Origin of the sequence: Microcystis sp. M_OC_Ca_00000000_C217Col (assembly GCF_007095585.1) — a bacterium.
Lineage (GTDB): Bacteria > Cyanobacteriota > Cyanobacteriia > Cyanobacteriales > Microcystaceae > Microcystis > Microcystis panniformis.
Genome location: NZ_SFBV01000360.1, coordinates 1 through 20,214 on the forward strand (window position 1 = coordinate 1; position 20,214 = coordinate 20,214).

General features: G+C 40.6%; 19 protein-coding genes. 11 read left to right on the forward strand and 8 right to left on the reverse strand.

From position 1 onward, the window contains the following. A partial coding sequence (locus EWV66_RS23440) for an RNA-guided endonuclease InsQ/TnpB family protein (protein ID WP_287107484.1) occupies nucleotides 1-807 on the forward strand: 807 nt, incomplete at its 5' end. Nucleotides 808-921: 114 nt separating this feature from the next. Beyond that, a complete protein-coding gene (gene corA, locus EWV66_RS23445; RefSeq protein WP_052277336.1) occupies nucleotides 922-2,079 on the forward strand; it encodes a magnesium/cobalt transporter CorA in 1,158 nt (385 codons plus the stop codon). Nucleotides 2,080-2,271: 192 nt separating this feature from the next. On the opposite strand, the gene EWV66_RS23450 is transcribed toward corA, so the two are convergent. From EWV66_RS23450 to EWV66_RS23460, 3 genes are all read right to left on the reverse strand, one after another. After that, entirely contained in the window at nucleotides 2,272-3,927 is a 1,656-nt protein-coding gene (locus EWV66_RS23450) for a CHAT domain-containing protein (protein ID WP_052277337.1), read from the reverse strand. A gap of 181 nt (nucleotides 3,928-4,108) precedes the next feature. After that, nucleotides 4,109-5,092, reverse strand: coding sequence for a DNA polymerase III subunit delta (holA, locus tag EWV66_RS23455; RefSeq protein ID WP_052277338.1), 984 nt, complete (start codon nucleotides 5,090-5,092; stop codon nucleotides 4,109-4,111). A 174-nt stretch (nucleotides 5,093-5,266) separates the two neighbouring features. Continuing rightward, the gene (locus tag EWV66_RS23460; RefSeq protein WP_287107480.1) at nucleotides 5,267-5,422 is read right to left on the reverse strand and encodes a hypothetical protein; all 156 of its coding nucleotides are present in this window, start codon (nucleotides 5,420-5,422) and stop codon (nucleotides 5,267-5,269) included. 198 nt (nucleotides 5,423-5,620) lie between these two features. On the opposite strand from EWV66_RS23460, the gene EWV66_RS23465 reads away from it, so the two are divergent. Beyond that, the gene (locus tag EWV66_RS23465) at nucleotides 5,621-6,526 is read left to right on the forward strand and encodes a Ycf66 family protein (RefSeq protein ID WP_287107479.1); all 906 of its coding nucleotides are present in this window, start codon (nucleotides 5,621-5,623) and stop codon (nucleotides 6,524-6,526) included. Nucleotides 6,527-6,722: 196 nt separating this feature from the next. Here the strand turns inward: EWV66_RS23465 and EWV66_RS24285 are convergent, their stop codons facing one another. Continuing rightward, nucleotides 6,723-6,914, reverse strand: coding sequence for a transposase (locus tag EWV66_RS24285; protein ID WP_103111750.1), 192 nt, complete (start codon nucleotides 6,912-6,914; stop codon nucleotides 6,723-6,725). A gap of 351 nt (nucleotides 6,915-7,265) precedes the next feature. Between EWV66_RS24285 and EWV66_RS23470 the strand changes: the two genes are divergently transcribed. The 4 genes from EWV66_RS23470 (at nucleotide 7,266) to EWV66_RS23485 (ending at nucleotide 10,797) form a co-directional block, all read left to right on the forward strand. Then, nucleotides 7,266-7,697 (forward strand): hypothetical protein, encoded by a 432-nt coding sequence (locus tag EWV66_RS23470; RefSeq protein WP_287107478.1) that lies wholly within the window; start codon nucleotides 7,266-7,268, stop codon nucleotides 7,695-7,697. A 101-nt stretch (nucleotides 7,698-7,798) separates the two neighbouring features. Further along, nucleotides 7,799-8,509, forward strand: coding sequence for a hypothetical protein (locus EWV66_RS23475; protein ID WP_287107477.1), 711 nt, complete (start codon nucleotides 7,799-7,801; stop codon nucleotides 8,507-8,509). Continuing rightward, nucleotides 8,506-10,545, forward strand: coding sequence for an SH3 domain-containing protein (locus tag EWV66_RS23480; protein WP_128575251.1), 2,040 nt, complete (start codon nucleotides 8,506-8,508; stop codon nucleotides 10,543-10,545). Before EWV66_RS23475 ends, EWV66_RS23480 begins: the two co-directional genes overlap by 4 nt. A 45-nt stretch (nucleotides 10,546-10,590) precedes the next feature. Beyond that, the gene (locus tag EWV66_RS23485) at nucleotides 10,591-10,797 is read left to right on the forward strand and encodes a hypothetical protein (protein ID WP_249264818.1); all 207 of its coding nucleotides are present in this window, start codon (nucleotides 10,591-10,593) and stop codon (nucleotides 10,795-10,797) included. 533 nt (nucleotides 10,798-11,330) lie between these two features. On the opposite strand, the gene EWV66_RS23490 is transcribed toward EWV66_RS23485, so the two are convergent. Then, nucleotides 11,331-14,657 (reverse strand): AAA-like domain-containing protein, encoded by a 3,327-nt coding sequence (locus tag EWV66_RS23490; protein ID WP_287107475.1) that lies wholly within the window; start codon nucleotides 14,655-14,657, stop codon nucleotides 11,331-11,333. Between the two features lie 226 nt (nucleotides 14,658-14,883). Between EWV66_RS23490 and EWV66_RS23495 the strand changes: the two genes are divergently transcribed. Both EWV66_RS23495 and EWV66_RS23500 read left to right on the forward strand, forming a co-directional pair. Next, the gene (locus tag EWV66_RS23495; RefSeq protein ID WP_002789240.1) at nucleotides 14,884-15,240 is read left to right on the forward strand and encodes a hypothetical protein; all 357 of its coding nucleotides are present in this window, start codon (nucleotides 14,884-14,886) and stop codon (nucleotides 15,238-15,240) included. Between the two features lie 117 nt (nucleotides 15,241-15,357). After that, nucleotides 15,358-15,594, forward strand: coding sequence for a hypothetical protein (locus EWV66_RS23500; protein WP_072924299.1), 237 nt, complete (start codon nucleotides 15,358-15,360; stop codon nucleotides 15,592-15,594). Between the two features lie 64 nt (nucleotides 15,595-15,658). Here the strand turns inward: EWV66_RS23500 and EWV66_RS23505 are convergent, their stop codons facing one another. Continuing rightward, on the reverse strand, nucleotides 15,659-16,582 hold the full coding sequence (locus EWV66_RS23505; RefSeq protein ID WP_287107472.1) for a lysylphosphatidylglycerol synthase domain-containing protein: 924 nt from the start codon (nucleotides 16,580-16,582) through the stop codon (nucleotides 15,659-15,661). Nucleotides 16,583-16,620: 38 nt separating this feature from the next. Here EWV66_RS23505 and EWV66_RS23510 point away from each other — a divergent pair, with 38 nt between their 5' ends. Then, on the forward strand, nucleotides 16,621-17,124 hold the full coding sequence (locus EWV66_RS23510; protein ID WP_185237921.1) for a hypothetical protein: 504 nt from the start codon (nucleotides 16,621-16,623) through the stop codon (nucleotides 17,122-17,124). 37 nt (nucleotides 17,125-17,161) lie between these two features. On the opposite strand, the gene patR is transcribed toward EWV66_RS23510, so the two are convergent. Next, a complete protein-coding gene (gene patR / locus EWV66_RS23515; RefSeq protein WP_072924302.1) occupies nucleotides 17,162-18,010 on the reverse strand; it encodes a heterocyst master regulator PatR in 849 nt (282 codons plus the stop codon). Between the two features lie 274 nt (nucleotides 18,011-18,284). Between patR and EWV66_RS23520 the strand changes: the two genes are divergently transcribed. Continuing rightward, complete coding sequence (locus tag EWV66_RS23520) at nucleotides 18,285-19,115, forward strand: tetratricopeptide repeat protein (protein WP_072924305.1); 831 nt, start codon at nucleotides 18,285-18,287, stop codon at nucleotides 19,113-19,115. A gap of 23 nt (nucleotides 19,116-19,138) precedes the next feature. On the opposite strand, the gene EWV66_RS23525 is transcribed toward EWV66_RS23520, so the two are convergent. Further along, nucleotides 19,139-19,981 (reverse strand): DNA-formamidopyrimidine glycosylase, encoded by an 843-nt coding sequence (locus EWV66_RS23525; RefSeq protein ID WP_072924308.1) that lies wholly within the window; start codon nucleotides 19,979-19,981, stop codon nucleotides 19,139-19,141. Nucleotides 19,982-20,214: the final 233 nt, after the last annotated feature.

Genomic DNA, 20,214 nt, shown 5'->3' on the forward strand with positions numbered 1-20,214 from the left:
AGACGTGCTGACGGTTATTATTGCCAGTTTTTGATTGACGTAGAACGGCAAGAATACCATAAACCAACGGGACAAATAACAGGAATTGACTTAGGGTTAAAGGAATTTTATACCGATGCTCAAGGGAATACTGTAGAGAATCTACGTTATTTAAGAAAGTCAGAAAAACGACTGAAAAAAGCACAAAGGAGATTATCAAAACGATTTCGTAAAGGAAAGAAACAGTCTAACAACTATCACAAGCAACGGATAAAAGTGGCTAGACTTCATCTTAAAGTATCAAGACAACGTAAAGACAAAGCAATTAAAGACGCTTTGGCGTTAGTCCAGTCTAATGATTTGGTAGTCTATGAAGCTTTAAAGGTAAGAAACTTAGTCAAAAACCGTAAACTTGCCAAGTCGATTAGTGATGCTTCTTGGTATCAATTCACTGAATGGTTGAATTATTTTGCCAAGATTTATCGGATTGTTTTTGTTGCTGTACCACCACATTTCACGACTCAAGATTGTTCAGTTTGTGGGACGAGAGTTCAAAAAACCTTAAGCACTAGAACTCATCAATGTCCTAATTGTCAAACAGTCTTAGATAGGGATCATAATGCAGCAATCAACATTCTTAAAAAAGGGTTACAATACTTGGGAAATTATCTCAACGGTACTGTTGGGCAAACAGAAACCGACCCAAACGCCTTGGGAGAGTCCGACCTCTGGGTTTTCAGTGGAGACATTGAAAATCTAAGTTGTCTCGTTGAACAAGGAATTTCTAACAGCGATGTGGAAAGAATCCCCCGTCACAGCGTAGCTTGACGGTGGGAGTATGTCAATGTAATCTCATGGCGATAGATAGTAACTTTAGGCAAATTAAATTTTTTAACTTTTCTGTTTTCTTATTGCCCAAATTAGCCAGATTGTTGTAAGCTTATGACCCAACTACAACCGGATATATTCGTTAACCACCGTCCCGATACCGATGGAGACGAGGAAGAAGACTACTTCGATTATTTTTATGATGAACCGGGTAGTGAACCAGGGACATTAATTATCGAACCGGATGCCAAACCCTCGCGGATTATTTTAATCGACTACGATGAAGATAACGCCATTCGCAAGGTGGATATTACTCCCAATGCTTGCGCCCCCTATATTGGCACAAATACCGTGTCTTGGATGGATATTCAAGGGTTAGGTAGTGAGACGGTTTTAAAACAGGTGGGAGAAATTTTTAATCTGCATCCTTTGTTATTAGAAGATGTGGTTAATGTGCCGCAGCGACCGAAGTTAGAGGACTATAACAATCAATTGTTAGTGATTTCTCAGATGGTGCGACTGAAAGAAGATGAAAGCGGTTTTGATACAGAACAAGTGAGTTTTGTCTTAGGAAAACGCTATCTTTTAAGTTTTCAAGAGGAGGAATTACAGGACTGTTTTGAGATAGTCAGAGATCGAATTCGCACTTCCCAGGGACGAGTACGGAAATCGGGGGCGGATTATTTAACCTATTTATTATTAGATACGATTATCGATGGTTATTTTCCCGTGGTAGAACACTACGAAGATCGGATTGAGGCTTTGGAAGATATGATCATTAGTAATCCCGATCGAGATACAATGCAGGAAATCTATGATGTCCGTCGGGAATTATTGGCACTGCGTCGCTTAATTTGGCCGATGCGAAATGTCCTACATTTACTGATGCGTGACCATCATGGTATAATCAGTGATGAAGTACAAATTTATTTTCGGGATTCCTACGACCACGTCATTCAAATTCTGGAAATTATCGAAGCTTATCGAGAATTAGCGGCGAGTTTGATGGATGTTTATATGTCCACTATGGGCAATAAATTAAACGAAATTATGAAGTTTTTAACCGTAATTTCGACGATTTTTATTCCCTTAACTTTTATCGTTGGTGTCTATGGCATGAACTTCGAGAATATGCCAGAATTGAAAGGAGAATGGAGTTATTTCCTTGTCTGGTTAGTCATGTTAGCCGTAGCGGGGGGCTTGATTTTTTACTTCTGGCGCAAAGGTTGGTTTAAACCAATTTATTCCCTGAAAGAGGAAGCAAAAAGTTAGTTAACGAAGGCAGGAGTCAGGAGTCAGGAGTCAGGAGGCAGGAGTCAGGAGTCAGGAGACAGGAGATTATTTTTATTTATTCTTCCCACACCCCACACCCCACACCCCACACCCCACACCCCATCTCCCCACACCCCACACCCCACACCCCACACCCCACACCCGACGACAAACTTTTTCGACAAACCCTAATTATTCGACCACAAATGCGAGGATTTGGCCTTGGTGACTGCCGAAGCGAATCTGTAAACCGGACTCTAGGGGAACTTCTTGGTTATGAACCTGTTTCCAGTGGCCATCTTGATAGATAAAAGTACCAAAACGGGAGAAATCTGCGAGAAAGTATTGATAGTCTGGATAATCGGCATTTTTACGGCAAATTATCCGACAATGGTTTTTACTAACCCATTTTTCAGCAATCTGTAGATCATTTTCCATGTCCCGTCCTATATTCATGCCACCACCACGGATTGACCATTTTCTTTCGGGACGATCGAGATAGTATAAGAAAGCGGCGGGCATGGTTCCGGAGATATTGGGCATAACCGTCGGTGATTGAGTCTCATCAAGGGTTTGCAGCAATTGCCCGTCGAATTCTGGGTGCATATAGAGAATCGGCAAAGTCCAAGCGGGTTGATTGTACTTGTAGAGGGTTAATAATTGCTGCCTAGCGATACGAACGGCCTGATCGATAGGGACTCTTGGACTGGGAAACAACTTGGACATCTGCGCTTCTTTGTCTTTGAAACCGAGGAGGCTGCGGGTAAAAACTTCGATAAAACTCAAGGCCTCTCGATCGGCGATCGCATCTCGCATGGCCAAAACTGCGGGAACGCCGTGGTGAATCAAGACTTCCGCCAGACTGCTACGGGGAATCATCTCCTGACCTGATTTAGCGGGATAAGCGCCCCAACAGGCATTAAAAACCGCTAAAATAACTTGATTTCTCACCAAAGCTTGGGCTAACTCCGTCCCGTTTAGCTGTTCCCCCGGCCGCAGAAATAGGGAACCGCCATTGGGGGCGGCGATTCCGTGGCCGGCGTAGAAAAAAGCTTGATATTTACCCGTATCCAAGGCCCTGGTCAGTTCTTCGGCCTCCGGTCGAATTAAGGTATCGACTTTGACTTTCACTCCCCAATTCTGGAGGGAACTACTGCCCCCAGGGGAGATGGCCTGGATGAGATTGGTGGCCTCGGATTCCAGTGCCTGGTCGGGATTAGTTTCTCCACTGGTATTAATGGCGGTGAGGTTGAGGGAACTAGCGGCGGTTTTAATCTGTTTTTCGCCGATAACTAAGAGAATATTGAGACTATTAGTCGGTTTTATCGGTGGCAATGGTTCCACATCGCTGGTGGTGCGGCTAAAGAGTATATTCGGATGCAGAGATATGGCCTGTTTACCCGCTTGCTGCATAATTTCCCAGGGCAGCAGAATTAAATAGGGGTTGCGACATTCCAAGCGAATTCGCAGGGGCTGATTTTTGCCGAGAGCGATTCCCTGACTTTGGGCGAAACTTTGACCAATTGATGCTTGAAATAACCATTGCCAGAGACTAATACCTAGTTTCTGCATTAATCGACCGCCATAACTGCCGCCTTCTCCCGAAAGAGTCAGTTTAGGTCGATAATTTGCTTCTAATTGCTCTAACATCGGCAAGGTCGGCATTTTTTGCAGACAGAACATTTCCTGCCATGCCATCCATTCCGTGGTTAGACTCTCGGTCCATTCACAGTCATGATGCACATATCCCCCCGGTAGGGGTGCTTTCGTCACCCAACGGGCGAAATTATTACTCGTGGCTAAACTAGCGATGGCTAAATTTAGACTAGGGATGGCATCATCGGTCATTGTGGTTCTTGAGAAGTCTATAGAATCTTATTCTAGAGGATTTCTGAACAGCAAGGAAGGGTATTAAGTAGCTGGTTATAATTAAATCAAAAATAGATTTTAGGTTCGATCCCCCCTGCCCCCCTTGATAAGGGGGGTGCCGATAGGCGGGGGGATCTGAAAGTTTTTAATACCTACCTACTTAAGTCACCAATAAACAACAAAGTTCAATAATTTTTGTTTGCAAAGTTGCCAAAGGTTCTGCACCCCGCTTGAGACGATATTCTAATTCGAGAAGTATGGGCAAGGTGGCGAGAAGTTGCTTAGAAGAAAAGGATTGTATCTCTTTGCGAATGAAATACAGTCGTTTGGGGTTAGCAATTTCGGCGGCGGCGGCGATATTTTTCTCGTCTTTTTCTCCTTCTTCAATTTTTAATTTTACTATTGCCCAAGTGCGAAATTGACCCCCTAGGGTGGCAGTGATACCCAGGGGGTTCTCGTTGCGATTTAATAATTCATTGACTAATTCTAGGGCCTTGCCTGTCTCCCGTTTTAAAATAGCACTGGCTAACTGTAAGCTGCTTTGATTGCTGGCATTGACTAAGCTTAAAATGTCCTTTTTGTCAATAGTTCCCGCCGAATTATTTTTAAATAAACGCAGTTTTTCTAACTCCATCCACAGCAAGCGGCTGTTATTTCCCACTGATTCAGCTAAGAGTTCGATCGCATCGGGAGTTAATTTTACTCCCACTTCTTTGGCAATTTCCCTAACTCTTTGGGCAATTTCCTCGACTTTCCAAGGCGGAATTAGTTCAAATTCTTTAACCTCTGCCTGATTTTGGATAAACTTGCTCGATTTTAAGCGGGAGTCTGGTTTTTTGGTGCTGGTTAATAACAGATAGGAATTTTCGGGTAAATTGGGCAAAGTGCGCTGTAATTCCTTGAAAATATCCTCAGAACATTGTTGACAAATAACCGTATCGGCTAACCAAACTAAACGATTTCCCATGCCGAAAACTGGAGTCATCGCTTGATTGAGGGCCTCGATAATTGCCTCATTGCGATCACCATTAATTTTATCATAATTAAACTGTATCCAATTGGGATCGAGAAGTTTTACTTGCAGATTTTTCACCGCTTGGTTAATAGCAAATTCATCCTCTCCCCAATAAAATATTGTCGGCATAAGTTTCTAATTATAGCAGTTAAGTAGGTAGGTGTTAAAAGTTGTCAGACACCCCTCTGATCAAGGGGGGACTAAGGGGGAATCGGCACCCCCCTTATTAAGGGGGGCAGGGGGGATCAGAAGCGAAATTTATCTTCAATTTAATTATAACTACTTACTTATCTTGAGGTGTCACTATTGCCCATTTTGCCAAATTTTTACATTTTTGTCAGCACTACCAATAATTAAATATTTACCATCGGCACTAATTGCTAAAGATAACAGTTTGTCTGTGGGTTGATCAAGAGCCGCTAATTTTGCTTTGCTTGTTAAAGACCAAAACTTAATCATTTGATCCGAAAGCTTGTTTAATCTGATCAGCACAAGCAGCAGAGGATAAACCCAGAATTTCCTAATATTAACGCTGGCTATTCATAAACACAGGTAAAGACTATCTGACTCGATAATTTCCCAAATTAATCAAAAAATAGACTCGATCGACCCCAAATAACGCACAATAAAAAAGGAAATGTCAAAGGAGAATCGCAAATGTTGCCCTATATCCTAGCGGTCGTTGTGGGATTGAGTAGTCTGTACCTCCTCACCACCGCTTTTATCGCCCCTGATCGCCACCGTCAAGATGATTTTCTCTGGAGTGCGGTAGGATTATTCTATGCCCTTGTCCTCTGGTTGTGCGCGGGAAGGATTACAGGCGCTATCCTCCTCGGACAAGCTGCCGCAGCCATATTATTTATTGCTTTCGCTTGGCAAACTCTCAAACTCAGACAAGCACTTTTTTATCCCGACAAACCGGTTAAATTATTTACTATTGTCGGTTGGTTAGGCAATCGTCTCGGCAAAGTTACTCCCTCTCAATCCCCTAAAACTAAAGCTAAAGCTGAGAAAGTAGCGGCAAAAGTTAAAGAAACGGTTAAAGAAACGGTGGACCCCGTTATAGAAAAAGCGGCGGCTATCGGGGAAACTATTACAGAATCAGTGACAGAAATTGGGGAAAAAGCTCAAGAAACGGTTGTCCCCGTTGTCGAAAAAGCGGCAGCTACCGGGGAAACTATTCCAGAATCAGTGACAGAAATTGAGGAAAAATCCGCAGCAATTATTGATGATGATGAAACTTTCGATGATTTCGATGATTTTGATTTGGCAACAGAAGAGATCAACCCTTCCGAAAATCCCCCAGAAATTCCCCCGACTGAACCTGTCGCAAATGTTGAAGTCGAAACTATTGCTGTTAGCGAAACGGTGATTATTGAAGTTACCGAGGAAGACTTGTCTCCAGAAGAAACTATCGGAAAAGATACTCCCCCAGAAACTCGATCACAAAGCGCAGAAAATCCCCCCCCAGAGGAAGATTTGCCCCCAGAAAAAACTATCGGAGAAGATACTCCCCCAGAAACTCGATCGCCAAGGGAAGAAAATCCCCCCTCATCGGATTAAAAGTTAAGATTATTGAGCGGGTGGGTTAGGCAATAATTACCCAAGAAATGGTTCTTCGTTACTTGGTATGGTTTGATAGGGGGGCATAAATCGACTAAATCCTTATCTGGCAAGAGACTTAATTGATTAGTTAGTTCTAGATCGAAAACAATTGAGAAAAATTGCCAAATGCCTTTCTATATAAGGGTTACATTTATTATAACCCCCGTCCATTGCATAACACAAACCGAAGAACCATGATTCCCTGACTTTTCCACTGTTTATAATGCCAGAACATGGTGGAGTAGGGAGAGAAATCTTTCGGGAATTCCCGCCAATTACAGCCATTTTTGAGTTGATAGAAAATCCCATCTAAAATCTGTCGTTTTGTCCCTTTCGGGGGGGCCAGTCAATTTCTTCTTTGGCAATAGCGGTTCTGCGATAGACTACTCTTCATTCGTCATACTACTTGAGTAGATTTTAGCTTACTCCTCTATTGATTTTCGGGGACGACTAGACGGTGGCGCATTCACTGACGGGGTTCAGACCAAAGTATTGCCGTTAAACAGGCTACAGACTCTCTTCCCTGAAACCTATAATGGACAAGGTTTTCGCTTCACCTTTTCAGCCTAGCATCTACATTATAAAAGATACCAAATGGGTTCTATAATAGATTTGGTGGTTGGGAGATTAAAGCCTCAATATCAAACTGGGTAAGCATTCTTCCTTGATTTTTCCAATCGGGTCTAAAAAAATGATCATGCCTTCAAATCCTTTCACTATTGGTCAACGAGTTACTCCTGAAAATTTCATTGGAAGAAAGACATTAATCAGGAGAGCATTGCATCAGATTAGAAGCCGTAGTTCTCTAGCGGTTTGGGGGGGTCCGGGTATGGGCAAATCATCTTTTTTAAAACTGCTAACATATCCTATTATCTGGGAACAATGCGGGCAAGATTATAACCAAGCAGTTGTTGTATTCATTGACTGTCAAAGCCTGGAACCTTTTAAGATTTCTGATTTTTGGCGCAATATTTTAGTAACAATTAAGAATAATTTTTCTTTCTTAAAAACCAGTATTGATACTCTTTCAGAAAAACCAGAAGCCACGGTTAATGATTTGCTTATTATCTTGCGTTTACTTAAAGAACAGGGTAAATTTTTATTTTACTTATCGATAATTACGATGTAACCTTACGTCCCAATTCCCAATATACGAAAGCTGATATAGATACCTTCGTCAGTCAGTGTCGTACCCTGGCTCAATCCGAGGAGCAAAATATCTCGATAGTTGTGACTTCATCTCGTCGGTTGAGTCAAATTGGTCCAGAACTTACACCTGATAAATCACCTTGGTATAATGGTTATTTATTTGAAAATCTTAAGCCTTTTACTAATCAGGAAGTAAACCTTTTACTCGATAGAAGTGAGAGTCTATTGGGTTGGAAACAAGCTATCCGTAAAATTGCTGATGGTAATCCAGCTTTACTGCAAAATGCTTGTTTCTTATTATATGAAGAATTGGTTTCGGGAAATAACCTTAATGAGAAAAAATTTATTCAAGAATTTCAAACAAACACTTTACACTTATTTCAAGCTATTTGGCAACTGTCCACTGAAACAGAGCAAAATTTGTTAATGTTGCTGGCTTTATCCCAATTAGAAGGCAAATTAGGAAGGAGTCGATACGCTCTCGGCGGAATTGAAGCGATTTTCAGTCAAAAAGAAATAGAATTAAATAATTTGGTTGAGCGAGGTATCTTAAAGAAGGTAGAGGGAGAAGAAAATACTACTTATTCTTTCTGCTCATCTATAATGGAGTGGTGGGTGATTAAGCAAATCGAGAATAGCCAGGAAGAGGAGTTGAAAAAACGACAAAGAGGATTCCTTAATTTAATGAGCCGCCAACAGACGACAAGAGTTAATACTGCTATTCGTTGGCTATGGCAAAATAAAGATAAGATAGCATCTATCATTGAGCAAGTAGGGGGGTTATTATCATGATGACAACACAAACAAGGCACATAAATCCCTATATTGTCGGTCGTCCCATTTATGACCGAGAGTCATTTTTTGGCCGAGGGAAACTTTTTAGATTTATTGAAGATAATCTCAAACAAAATACACAAGTTGTTTTGCTGCATGGTCAAAGACGTATTGGTAAATCTTCTGTACTCATGCAAATTCCTAATTTTGTGGGACTAGGTGAGTTCGTGTTTATCTATTTTGATTTGCATGATAAAACGCGACTACCACTTGACAGTATCTTACAAAATCTTGCTTCAACTATTGCTGATAAGTTGAATATTCCTCAATCAGAATCTTTGTCGTTGAATTATAAAACGGTTTTCTCTGATGAGTTTTTACCTCAAGTAATTGAGGTCTTAAAAGAGCAGAAACGAAAAATGGTTTGGTTATTAGACGAATTTGATGTTTTAAATGATCAAACACCTGATTCCCCAGTTGAATCTTTTTTCCCTTATCTGGAAACTCTTATCGGTCAATACAATAATTTATTTATCATTCCAGTAATAGGGAGAAGAGTAGAAGATTTAACCAACTTAAAAAGCTTATTTAGACAAGCTGTCAATCAAGAAATTGGCTTATTAGAAAAATCAGATGCTAAAGCATTAATTACTGAACCTGCTGCACGGTATTTAAAGTATGATTCTCAGGCTATCGATGTAATTTTAGAACTGACTTCAGGCCATCCTTATTTTACTCAAGTAATATGTAATGCTCTTTTTTTAGAAGCTGAAGAAGAGGGTAAGTCAGAAATTACCTGTGATGATGTTACTAAAATTGTCGATGATGCAATTGAAACCGCTGAAGGAGGACTAGCTTGGTTTCGAGATGGCTTACCCATTCCTGAAAGAGTTGTTTTTTCAGCAGTAGCGCAAGCGGAGAAAATGGCTGAGAAGACAACTAACTCAGTGACAGAAGAACCTTTAAAGCTACTCAGAGAATATGGAGTTATCATAACGGAAGCTTTAAATAAGGCTCCAGAAAATTTAGTTCAATGGGAATTTTTAGAGAGAGTAGAAAATTCAGAATTTCACTACAAAATTAAAGTTAAGCTAGTTCGTTATTGGTTGGTTAAACGCTATCCTTTAAGACAGGCTATCTGGGATTTAGAAAAAGTTGATTTAGATGCTTGCAGACTTTTTGAATTGGCCGAAGATATAGCTGAGAATCGTAATTTATCTACTTTTTATATCTATGAACAAATTTCACAAATAAATCCCAATTATTTTACGGTTTTATTTAAATTAGCTGAAGATTATCTTGACACTAAAAACTATCAACAAGCATTAGAAAAATATAACAGAGCATATAAAGTTGATCCTACACGCGCTTATGAAGGATATGAGCTAACGCGAGGAAAAAAATATAGAATTTGGTGGAATAAAAACCGATTAACATTAGCTTTATTATCTGTATTTTTACTAACAATAAGTGTTAGTATCAATCTGTTCCAACTGTCCCAAGTACAAACACACCTTAAACAAAAAAAAGCCAGACTTGACGAATTAGAAAAACTAAAGGAAGAAAATGCCAGACTTGCTAAACAAGTAAGAGTATTTGCTCCTACTCCTATACAATCCAAAAGCACTAATGCCACAATTGTAGGAAACCCAGGGAAGACAAATATTCGCAGTGGTCCTGGTTTAGAATATGCACCAAGACATATTGCCTATCCAGGCGATCGTGTTCAAGTTATCGAATCTGCTAGAAATAGTGATAACTTGCCCTGGTACAAAATTTATTTTCCCCAATCGGGGGCTGATGGATGGATTGCTGGTAATTTACTTTCTATTGACCCCATAACTAATGCTAAAGTTAGCGGCACTCCAGGAACTAAAAATATACGTTCTGGCGCTGGAACTGTTTATGGGGTGGTAGGAACTGTGCGTACAGGCGATCGTGTGCAAATTTTGGGTAGTAGCTATGATAAAAATGGTTATCAGTGGTATAAAGTCTATCATCCTCAGTCCGGTACGACAGGCTGGATTGCTGCTCAATTAATTAGTTCTGACTAGCTCTAGTATGACCATAATTAACTGCACACAATTACTACAACTAATATGAAATCTTTTATTTCAGCTTTTCAATATTTTATTATTCCTATAATTGTTGTAATGGGTGTATCGATTTATTTAGGGTTTAAACAGCCGACTGAACCGCCAACCACTGCGATAGTTTCTACCTCGCCTTCAGTTTCTTCTACTTCTCTAATTTCTCCTGCTCCTATCCCCAAAAATACTCTAACGCCTCCCTTACTCGGCTACTAACATTATTGTCCGTTGTCTTTTAACTCAGCGTCGGGTTTTGAAGGGTTGTCATCCGTTGTGATAATTGTACCAGAAGGCAATTGATAGCCTGTTAAATTCCCTTGTTTCCACCACCTCCAAGCCGTTCGATAACTTATTGCTGCTTTTTTTGCATAGTCTGATCGTCTCATGTCTATATATTACTATGCCTGACTATATCTGACTATATTTATATTGAAACTTTACAATACCTAGACTCTCTCGTTGACAAAAGGTCATTAGATAAAATTCTAGCGTTAAAACCAAAAATGTTGGGTTCTTCGTTACTTGGTATGATTCTATAGGGAGACATAAATCGACTAAATCCTGATCTGGCAAGAGATTTAATTGATTAGTTCGCTCCAGATCGCAAACAATTGACAAAAATCGCAGTAATGTCTGTTTCTATAAGGGTTTCATCCCTTATAAACCTGTCCGTTGCATAAGACAAACCGAAGAACCCAAGAAATTAACTAATTAATTTAACCTTCACCCCCCACCCAGTCAAACCAAGTTTAAAATGTGAATGGTTTTATTTTCTCAGTACACAGGGATAGTGCTTCTCGTTTTTCGGGACGAGTCCTGAGATAATCTTCTAACCAAAGACAACCTCGATCGAGCAATTTTTGTAAATAATTATATTCTGTTTCTAAGGGCCATCGATGCTTTTGACCATCCCTAGAAATAATCACAATTTCTTGACCATCAGGACTAAAAGTGATCCCATAGACGATATCCTCTTCTATTTTAAACTCGGAGCGCAAATTTCCGTCAATGTCCCAGCGTCTAGCTGTACCATCCCTTGAAATAGCGGCGATTTTTTCACCATCAGGACTAAAACTAACTCCATAAACGGGAAAAGAATCGGTTTTAATCTCCTTTAAAAGATTGCCCTGTAAATCCCAAATTTTAATCTTTCCCCGAGTAGCAGTAGCAATTTTTTGATGATCAGGAGAAAACACCAAATCATAGATAATACTATCATCAACTGTCCAAGACTTAATCAATTGAGGACGATGATTATTTAAGTGCCAGTATTGAACTTTTCCATCGCTTGTTCCCGTGATTATTGCTGTTCCCTCTCCATTAAAAGCAAGACTATAAATCGGTACTTGACTAGCGGTAAATTCTTGAAGCATTGTTCCTTTTTGACTCCAGATTTGGACTTTTCCATTTCTTCCTGTAATCGCCATCTGATTACTATCGGGATGAAAAGCAATACTATAGATTGAACGCATTTTTGTGGCAAATTCTCTAATTTTTTTTCCCTGGGAATCGAGTAAAGTAATCTGACCATCTTTATTAGCAATAGCGATAATATTGCCCTGGGAATTAATGCTAACACTGGTATTATCGGCCCTAGCTTGATTTAAATTGTTCAGCTGCCAAATTTTAGCCGTTTCATCACTCGATCCAGTTACCACCTCTTTTCCATCTTGACTAAATACAGCAGTAAAAACTGATTCTTGATGTCCTCTGAGAGTAGTTATTTCTTCTCCTTGCAGTCCCCAAATTTTAGCACTACCGTCACTAGATGCGGTAATTATAAACTGGCCATCAGGACTAAAATTAACACTGTTGACAAAATCTTGATGTCCCCGGAAAGTCGCTCTTAAATTTCCCTGTAAATCCCAGATTTTAGCAGTTTTATCGGCCGCTGCCCCGGCAATTTTTTGACCGTCAGGACTAAAATTAACACTATAAAAAGCCTCAATATTTTCTTGACCTAAACTCAAGATAATTTTACCTGATAAATCCCAGATTTTAATCGTACCATCCCGGGAAGCAGTGGCAATTTTTTGACCATCGGGACTAAAACTAGCTGCATCTATCGATCTTTTATGTCCCTTAAATACCTGTAAAGTTTCACCTGATAAATTCCATAATCTAGCGGTTTTATCCCTGGAAGTAGTCACAATTTTTTGACCATCGGGACTAAAACTAACACTATAAACTGATTCTTTATGGTCAGGATAGGTGACTAAATTTTGTCCTTGCAAGTTCCAAATTTTGGCGGTTTTATCTTCAGAAGCGGTGGCAATTTTTTGACCATCGGGACTAAAACTAACACTATAAACTGCTCCCTGATGACCTGTCAAAGTTTGAATATTCTCACCTTTTTGATTCCAAATTTTTACCGTCCCATCTTGAGAAGCAGTAGCTATTTTTTGACCATCGGGACTAATACTAACACTATAAATAGTTCCTCGGTGTCCTTGCAGTTGGTTTTTTTCTTGAATGCGATCTAAAATTTGTTGTAGGGTAATAATTGGACTGGTAGCAGGATATTTACTCAAGGTTTGGTCATCAGTAACGATATTTTTTAAACTATTTACTGCTTGCATGGCCGCAATTAAAGATTCTAATTGTTCAAATTGAAATTGTTGCCAATAACTATCACCCTTGCGCTGTAATTGAATGCCTAGTTGAGCGGTTTCCACTTGCTGCCACGCTTGTTTTACCTGAATAAAAGCTAAGAGAGAACCCAAGAGAGAAGCAATTAAAATTACCGAGCCAATTTGAATTCTTTTGGTAGCTTTTTGGTGAGCGATTGCTAGAATTTTATTAGCTTGTCTCTGAGTTTCTAGGCTAATTTCTGCCTCTCTTTTATCGAGATTTTGACTAGCAGTTAAAAACTGATAATCAAGATTACTTAGGCTTTTTCCCTGAGACCAATCGAGGGCATTATTTAAAGCTTTTCCGCGTAAAAGCCGTGATTCATCGGTATAATTAGACTGTTGCCACGCGGCGACCGCTTCTGAGTAGGGACGCAATTGCTCTAATTGTTTTTCCACCCAATTGAGATTAAATATTTCTCGATAAATAGGATTATAAACTACTAACTGATTATCCTTTTTCACCACTAACCCCGATAACCTTAATTCCCCTTGTTCTGGACTATCATCGCACAGGATTGCACCTTTTTCTAAAATTTGTTGATAGATGCCTAACAAACGACCGGCTTTGTCTTGATTTCTTAACAAGCGATCGGCAATAGTTCGCAGATGAACCGGTTCATCTTGAGATTCCCAATTATTAATAATTCTCTCTTTGATCAGCGTCTCAATATCTAAATTAGTTTCCAGCAATAGCTGACAAATTTTCTGGGTTAAAAATGGCTGTCCTCCCGTCCAAAAAATAACTTTTTCTAAGCAGTCGGGTTGATAATTACTTTGACTGTATAATCCCGCAGCTAAAGGAGCAATTTCTGCCAGATTAAATCCCGTTAATTCGATCGCTTGGCCGATATTAAAAGATGTTTGGGTCTTTTCGCGAATTAAATCTGCCGGGGTAGCCACACCGAATAAAGCGAAAGTAATTCTTTCATACTGGGAATTTTCCGCTCTTTGGTTATAACAATAACGAATCAGGGAAAAAAAGTCATCTAGAGAAAACTGTAAACTGAGAATTTTATCAATCTCGTCGATAAAAATATATATTTTCTCTCCCCTACAATAAACTAATAAAACTTCCTCAATAAATTGTCCCAAACGCTGCACGGGGGGTAAATCCTCTCGCTCGCGCAACCAGGATTTAAGATTAATTTTTCCCGTCAGATTAAATCCTAAAAACAAACGGGTGATCACGCCGTTATACCATTGGGATAAATTATCATTACTGCCAAGACTGGTTATATCTACGGACGCGCAATCCATGCCCAATTGCTGTAAAATATGGGTCACTCGTACCCTTAAACTGGATTTACCCATCTGACGACAGTTGAAAACGTAGCAAAATTGACCATTTTTCAACGCCGTTAACAGTTCTCGGTCGGCATTTCTCTCGATATAGGTAGGATGGTTATAGGCAAGACTACCCCCGACACGATATTGATAATTCATTATCCTTAAACAAAATTATTTCAATGTCACCAACGGAAATAAAATAGACAATTGTGATTTATATATCTATAATGCAAGGATAATCGGCTCTTCTCGACTTTGTGTGATAATTTTTGCTTATGGAACCCTGAAGTGCTTATTGGGCAAAACTTTTAGGACTATTTTGCGGATATTCTATCGGTATAGACCTCGTTTCCACATATTGACAACCTATCCCAAGGCAATTATGAAGAAAACTTTTTTCACCTCCATCGCCGTTAGTGCCACCCTCGTCAGTGGCATTGTTTTAGGTACTCTTGATGCCGGCAGCGCCTCCGCTTGTGCTTTCGCTAAAGGTAAAAGCATTTTTGGCAGCAATACCACCTTCCATCTGGATCCTAACAAACTTATTTTAGGGGTTGCCGCCGCTACAGGAGCAATCACCGTAGCTGGTGTTTTAAGCTACCGTCGTTTTCACCCTGGGCAGCCTCCCGAAGATGCCACCGCTAACCTGCCGTCGGTATTTCCTATCCCCATTCCCCCCGCAGCTTTAAATCAGGCAGTGGAAGTGGAAGAAGCGGCAGAAACCAGCAAAATCTCCTAAAAATCCGCTATATTTCCTCAAAAAAGGTGTTGGCATCCCCGCAGCTTTCCAGCTAGGCAACACCTTTTTCTGCCTAATTGTGTCCCAGTTATCAGAATTTCCAGCCATTTTTAAGTTATGTTAAAAGGTGCAACCGTACCACCAGAGGTAAAGATGGGCAACTCTACCACATTTTCTGACACCCCACTTCGCAAAGATCATCACACTTGGGAGCATTTAAAACAAGCCATCGCCGCTAGTTCCGGTTTTCGGCGTTGGCAGCAAGAACAACTAGAATCAGGTAAAAATAGAGACGATGCTGATGCTCGCATTTGTTCCTATCTACGGGAAACTTTAGAAACTTTAGCCTACTAGATTGATGCTCCCCAGCTATGACGGCATGGGGACTTTTTTGTCCGTTTAAGCTAATTTGCGGGCCTTATTTTCTGCGCGCCTCGTAACCCAACAACCAGACAAAAGCGACAATTAAAGGCAGGAAATAATAAATAGCTCGATAGGCGATTAAAGAACCGAAAAGTTCGGCATTAGATACATATTCGGGGCGTAATCTCAGCATGATAAACTCAAAAACACCTATTCCCCCCGGCACATTGCTTAATACCCCTGCCGTCATGGCAAATACGTAGAGACCGAAAAATCCTAAAAATGAAGTATTATAGTTGCCTGGGAGAAGAAGATATAGAACTCTAGCGGCTAATATCCAATCGATAAAAGTCAACAAAATCAAAGCCAGGGAAAGATTCCAAGAGGGGAAATAGATATTTTCTTTGCCGATTTTTATAGGTTTTTTATAAGTGAGAGTCAAGAAAAAATATCCCGTAACCAAGAATAAAAAAATTACTCCTAAAGGTTTAGTAGTTAAAAAAGGTAATTTTAAAAGTTGAGGAATCCGTTGGGGATCGAGGAGGAAACTTAAACCACCAATCCCTAACATTCCTAACCAAAAGCTTAAATGGGTAAAAGTGATAACTTTGGCAATATCCACCACCCCCACCCCCGCAGGAGTATAGAAACGATAACGGATAGCAGTCCCAGAAAATAAGGTTAAACCAATGGTATTACCAAGAGCATAACTGATAAAAGCAGTGCGGATAATAGTGCCTAAAGCTAAGGGATGCTTGATATAATAAAAACCTAGGCGATCATAACCCGTCATCGACAAATAACCCAAAGCCATGCAAAAAATAGCTTCTAGCTGACGACTTGTGGTAATATGATCCAAACTAGCCAAGAGTTGGGCAAAAGTGTAGTGTTTAAATTCTTGACTAATTGCCCAGACCGCTAGAATAAATAAACTCAAAGACAGGATAATCGGAGCAAAACGCCAGATTTTTTTATACATCTTACTTTTTACGAATTACTTTTGACTCATTAAAATTTATGAAAAGATCAAAGTTAGATTTAGCTAAACGTTTAAATCGATCCCGAAAAAGGAAATATGATAAATTCCTGACTTCCTCCTTGTATTTAACAATTATTCTGGGTTTATTTTATCTACTCTACCTCAATCTTCCTTGGTCTTTTCATCTTTTTGTGCATTGGGCGACTAAAGGGGGTGATTTAGACAAAATTCCTGCCAAATTTTATGCAGAACTTAATCAATTGTGTTTGAGAGCAGATAGTGCGGGGGAAGTAAAAACGAGAAACTATACAGAACATACAGAAATCGCCGAATCTCTTGGTACATTTAGATGTACTTTAGTTAATGGTGGTCAAGAATGGTTAATAGAAGATTATAAATCTTTTAATTCTGCCGATGAAGCGATTTTAGGCACTCAGTTAGCGGTTTTTATCGCCGAGATTTTGGGAACAGATTATAGTTATAGAATTCGCGCTTATATTCCCAATACTAAGTATCAAATAGCTCCCAAAACCAAATCCTAGACTAGGGATGGGTTTCTCACCCATCCTTAGAAAAAAATTAGTTTTCCGATACGGGTTTTGGTCGGGAAGGCCGAGGGATAGGGGATTGTCCGGGGGTAAAAGGTCGTTTTTCTCCTTCCCCCGAGGGATGACGATTTTTATCAAAAGGCTTTTTAAAACCTCCCTTACCCATCGGTTTTTTCTTGCTGGCAAAACCGAGGTCTAAACCTTCCAAAATAGTTAAGGCATCTCCTTTAAGTTGTACCTGAAAATCCCAAAAACGACTGATCGGTTTACCAGATAAAGTACCGCGCAATTTTAGTTTAAAGAACTTGGGTTTGTCCGCTTCAGTTTTGGGCATTTGTCGGATTTTGACCACTACCGCTTGATTTTCCCGTTCGGTAAAGATGACTTCGCCTCGAATCGAGAAATAACCCGGGGTAGAAGCGAGGAGAGGCTCTATCTCTGGATCATCTTCCTTTTTCAGGGTTTCTGGTTCCCAAACACCGACAATCTGAACATGAAGGGCATCATTTTCCTGACGGGTGCGCGGATAAACCACCCAAAGATGGGGTTTTTCCAGATCGAGATGATTTTTGACCAAACTGATCACCCGACCGAGAATCACAGCATCGATCAGAGTACCATCGGCAGTTAAAATATTGCCTTTAGTTAATTGTTCCTCCGATCGCTGATAATGGCCATAGACGAGACCGATCGCCCGATACTGCCGCAGATGACTGGGAGGGGGGATCGGTTGTTGACGTTTGACTTCTTCGGGGGTGGCTGACTCTACGGCTAAATCAGCCTCGGTATGGGGGGATTCAAGGGGGACTTCCTGAATTTCCACTTCAGGGGTCGGGGGGGTTTTCGGTGATTCGGTAAACCGATTCCCAGGACGATTCATATCACACTCCTAGCGGCGGAGACACATAGTAAATTAGTAATCAAGCAAGTCAAAAGCGCGATCTGGGGGGTTACAATAACCCTCTAGGGCGACTCTACTGGCATCTAATATATTAAGAACCATGATCTTTTGACTGTCAACCTTGTCAAAACCCTTTTGAGTCTTGACCGTTTGCCCATTGTACTTAATAAAGAGCGGCCAATTCGATCGATCCCCTGATCAAATCTCCAGATTTCCATAACATTTTCCTCTCTGTCCCCTCGCACCCCAGTCTATGAAAGCCTCTCTCTCTCACCGTCGTTGGCTGTCCATCGGTCTCGTCCTGATGTTATTTGCTTTGCTGTCTTTCTCGATCATGCCGCTATTGACTTCTATTCTCCAGAGTCAGCACTCCTCGGTACAGAGTCATCTGTCCGCAGTGGAACAAGAGAAATTGGCCAGTCAAGCACTAGGTTATCAGATGGTTTTAGAGCGTGAACCCGATAATCAGGCGGCTTTGCGGGGATTATTAGATACTCGCCTACAGCAGGGGGATTTAAGGCAAGCGATCGAACCTTTAGAAAAATTAGCGCAACTTAACCCCCAACAATCCGATTATCTACTACTTTTGGCGGAAGCGAAACAGCAAATAGAGGACTATGCAGGAGCCACAGGCAGTTATCGCGCTCTTTTAGCCTCCCATCCCCAAGAGCTGCGAGCCTTGACTGGATTAACTAATTTATTTCTCAGCCAAAACCGCCAGATCGAGGCGATTAGTCTGGTCAAAGATACGCTCGATCGCGCTTTAAAAGCTGCTGCCGATCCCAATAATCCTGCTAGTTTAATCGATATCGTTTCCGTTCAGTTACTTTTAGGCAAAATCTATTTCGAGCAGCAAAATTATCCGGAAGCTTTAAACGCCTATAAACAAGCTCAACAAATGGATGTTAACGATTTCCGACCGATTTTAGCCACAGCGATCGTACTGAAAGAACAGGGCAAAAATCAAGAGGCTCAACCCCTCTTTCAAAAGGCTCTCAGTCTCGCTCCTTTTGCCTATAGACAGGAGATTCAGACCCTAGCCGACGAAAACAACAAAATTCAAGCCACAGCCCCTAATCAGTGAGCAGCTTTTTTTTCCTTTCTGCCCTATCCCCTTGAGACTTGACATTGGGGACAAAAATGAGAGGAGCGTCCACTTAATTTAATTCTGGCAATAGTTGCACCGCAAAGGCGACAATTTTCGCCAGTACGACCATAAACCCAGGCCATCGAGCCATAATTGCCATTAACTCCCGTAACGTGGAGAAAATCGCTAAAACTGGTGCCGCCTTCAGCGATCGCTGTTTCCAATACAGAAATAATGTTTTTTGTCAATAAGTCTATTTGCTCAATTTTTAAGAGATTGGCGGCAGTTTGGGGATGGATACCACTTTTAAAAAGAACTTCATCCGCGTAGATATTGCCAATTCCTGCCACCACATTTTGATCGAGGAGAAAAGTTTTAATCGGACGACGACTTTTTTGACAGTGACTATAGAGATAATCGGGGGTAAAATTGCGATCAAAGGGTTCCAGTCCCAGTTTTTTGAGACCAGTAATCACGCTTTCTGGGGTTTTATCGGCGGCAATCCACCAAATTTTCCCGAAAGTGCGGGTATCAACAAAGCGCAATTCTTGCTGATTGGCAAAAAAGAAGCGTAAGCGCGTATGAATCGGCAGGGGAGTGGTATCTTTTACCCAGAGCAATTGTCCGGTCATACGCAGATGAACCCCGATACTGCTACCATTATCTAAATTGGCGAGGAGATATTTGCCTCGGCGCTGCCAATTGGTAATCGTAGTCTGAGTAATTCCTTGCAGAAAAGTTGCCTCGCAATTAGGGTAGGCTAGGGTACGCTGTAATAATACTTCCCCACCGATAATTTTTTTGCCCTGGGTAACTTGATTTAACCCGCGACGCACCGTTTCTACTTCTGGCAATTCTGGCATATAAGTGATTGAACAAAATTAAGTTCTTGGTTAGGGTAGGCAAAAGGAAAAAGATAGATAAACAGAACTTTTTAAGTAAGTGATTCTAATTAAATATAAGATAGATTTTGCCTCTGATCCCCCCTGCCCCCCTTGATAAGGGTAGGGTTGATTCATTTAAATTAAGTACAGCTAATTTTGAGTCAATAAATTTGACTGAAGATTCTCAAGTTTATCTTTTTCTAATCAAAATA

What these genes read in the sequence shown, in the direction of transcription:
- EWV66_RS23505 (WP_287107472.1), bottom strand. Translation starts at nt 16,582, where the DNA reads ATGTATAAAAAAATCTGGCGTTTTGCTCCGATTATCCTGTCTTTGAGT.
- EWV66_RS23520 (WP_072924305.1), top strand. Translation starts at nt 18,285, where the DNA reads ATGAAAGCCTCTCTCTCTCACCGTCGTTGGCTGTCCATCGGTCTCGTC.
- holA (WP_052277338.1), bottom strand. Translation starts at nt 5,092, where the DNA reads ATGCCGACAATATTTTATTGGGGAGAGGATGAATTTGCTATTAACCAA.
- EWV66_RS23480 (WP_128575251.1), top strand. Translation starts at nt 8,506, where the DNA reads ATGATGACAACACAAACAAGGCACATAAATCCCTATATTGTCGGTCGT.
- corA (WP_052277336.1), top strand. Translation starts at nt 922, where the DNA reads ATGACCCAACTACAACCGGATATATTCGTTAACCACCGTCCCGATACC.
- EWV66_RS23470 (WP_287107478.1), top strand. Translation starts at nt 7,266, where the DNA reads ATGCCTTCAAATCCTTTCACTATTGGTCAACGAGTTACTCCTGAAAAT.
- EWV66_RS23525 (WP_072924308.1), bottom strand. Translation starts at nt 19,981, where the DNA reads ATGCCAGAATTGCCAGAAGTAGAAACGGTGCGTCGCGGGTTAAATCAA.
- patR (WP_072924302.1), bottom strand. Translation starts at nt 18,010, where the DNA reads ATGAATCGTCCTGGGAATCGGTTTACCGAATCACCGAAAACCCCCCCG.
- EWV66_RS23510 (WP_185237921.1), top strand. Translation starts at nt 16,621, where the DNA reads ATGAAAAGATCAAAGTTAGATTTAGCTAAACGTTTAAATCGATCCCGA.
- EWV66_RS23450 (WP_052277337.1), bottom strand. Translation starts at nt 3,927, where the DNA reads ATGACCGATGATGCCATCCCTAGTCTAAATTTAGCCATCGCTAGTTTA.
- EWV66_RS23485 (WP_249264818.1), top strand. Translation starts at nt 10,591, where the DNA reads ATGAAATCTTTTATTTCAGCTTTTCAATATTTTATTATTCCTATAATT.
- EWV66_RS23500 (WP_072924299.1), top strand. Translation starts at nt 15,358, where the DNA reads ATGTTAAAAGGTGCAACCGTACCACCAGAGGTAAAGATGGGCAACTCT.
- EWV66_RS23465 (WP_287107479.1), top strand. Translation starts at nt 5,621, where the DNA reads ATGTTGCCCTATATCCTAGCGGTCGTTGTGGGATTGAGTAGTCTGTAC.
- EWV66_RS23490 (WP_287107475.1), bottom strand. Translation starts at nt 14,657, where the DNA reads ATGAATTATCAATATCGTGTCGGGGGTAGTCTTGCCTATAACCATCCT.
- EWV66_RS23495 (WP_002789240.1), top strand. Translation starts at nt 14,884, where the DNA reads ATGAAGAAAACTTTTTTCACCTCCATCGCCGTTAGTGCCACCCTCGTC.
- EWV66_RS23460 (WP_287107480.1), bottom strand. Translation starts at nt 5,422, where the DNA reads ATGATTAAGTTTTGGTCTTTAACAAGCAAAGCAAAATTAGCGGCTCTT.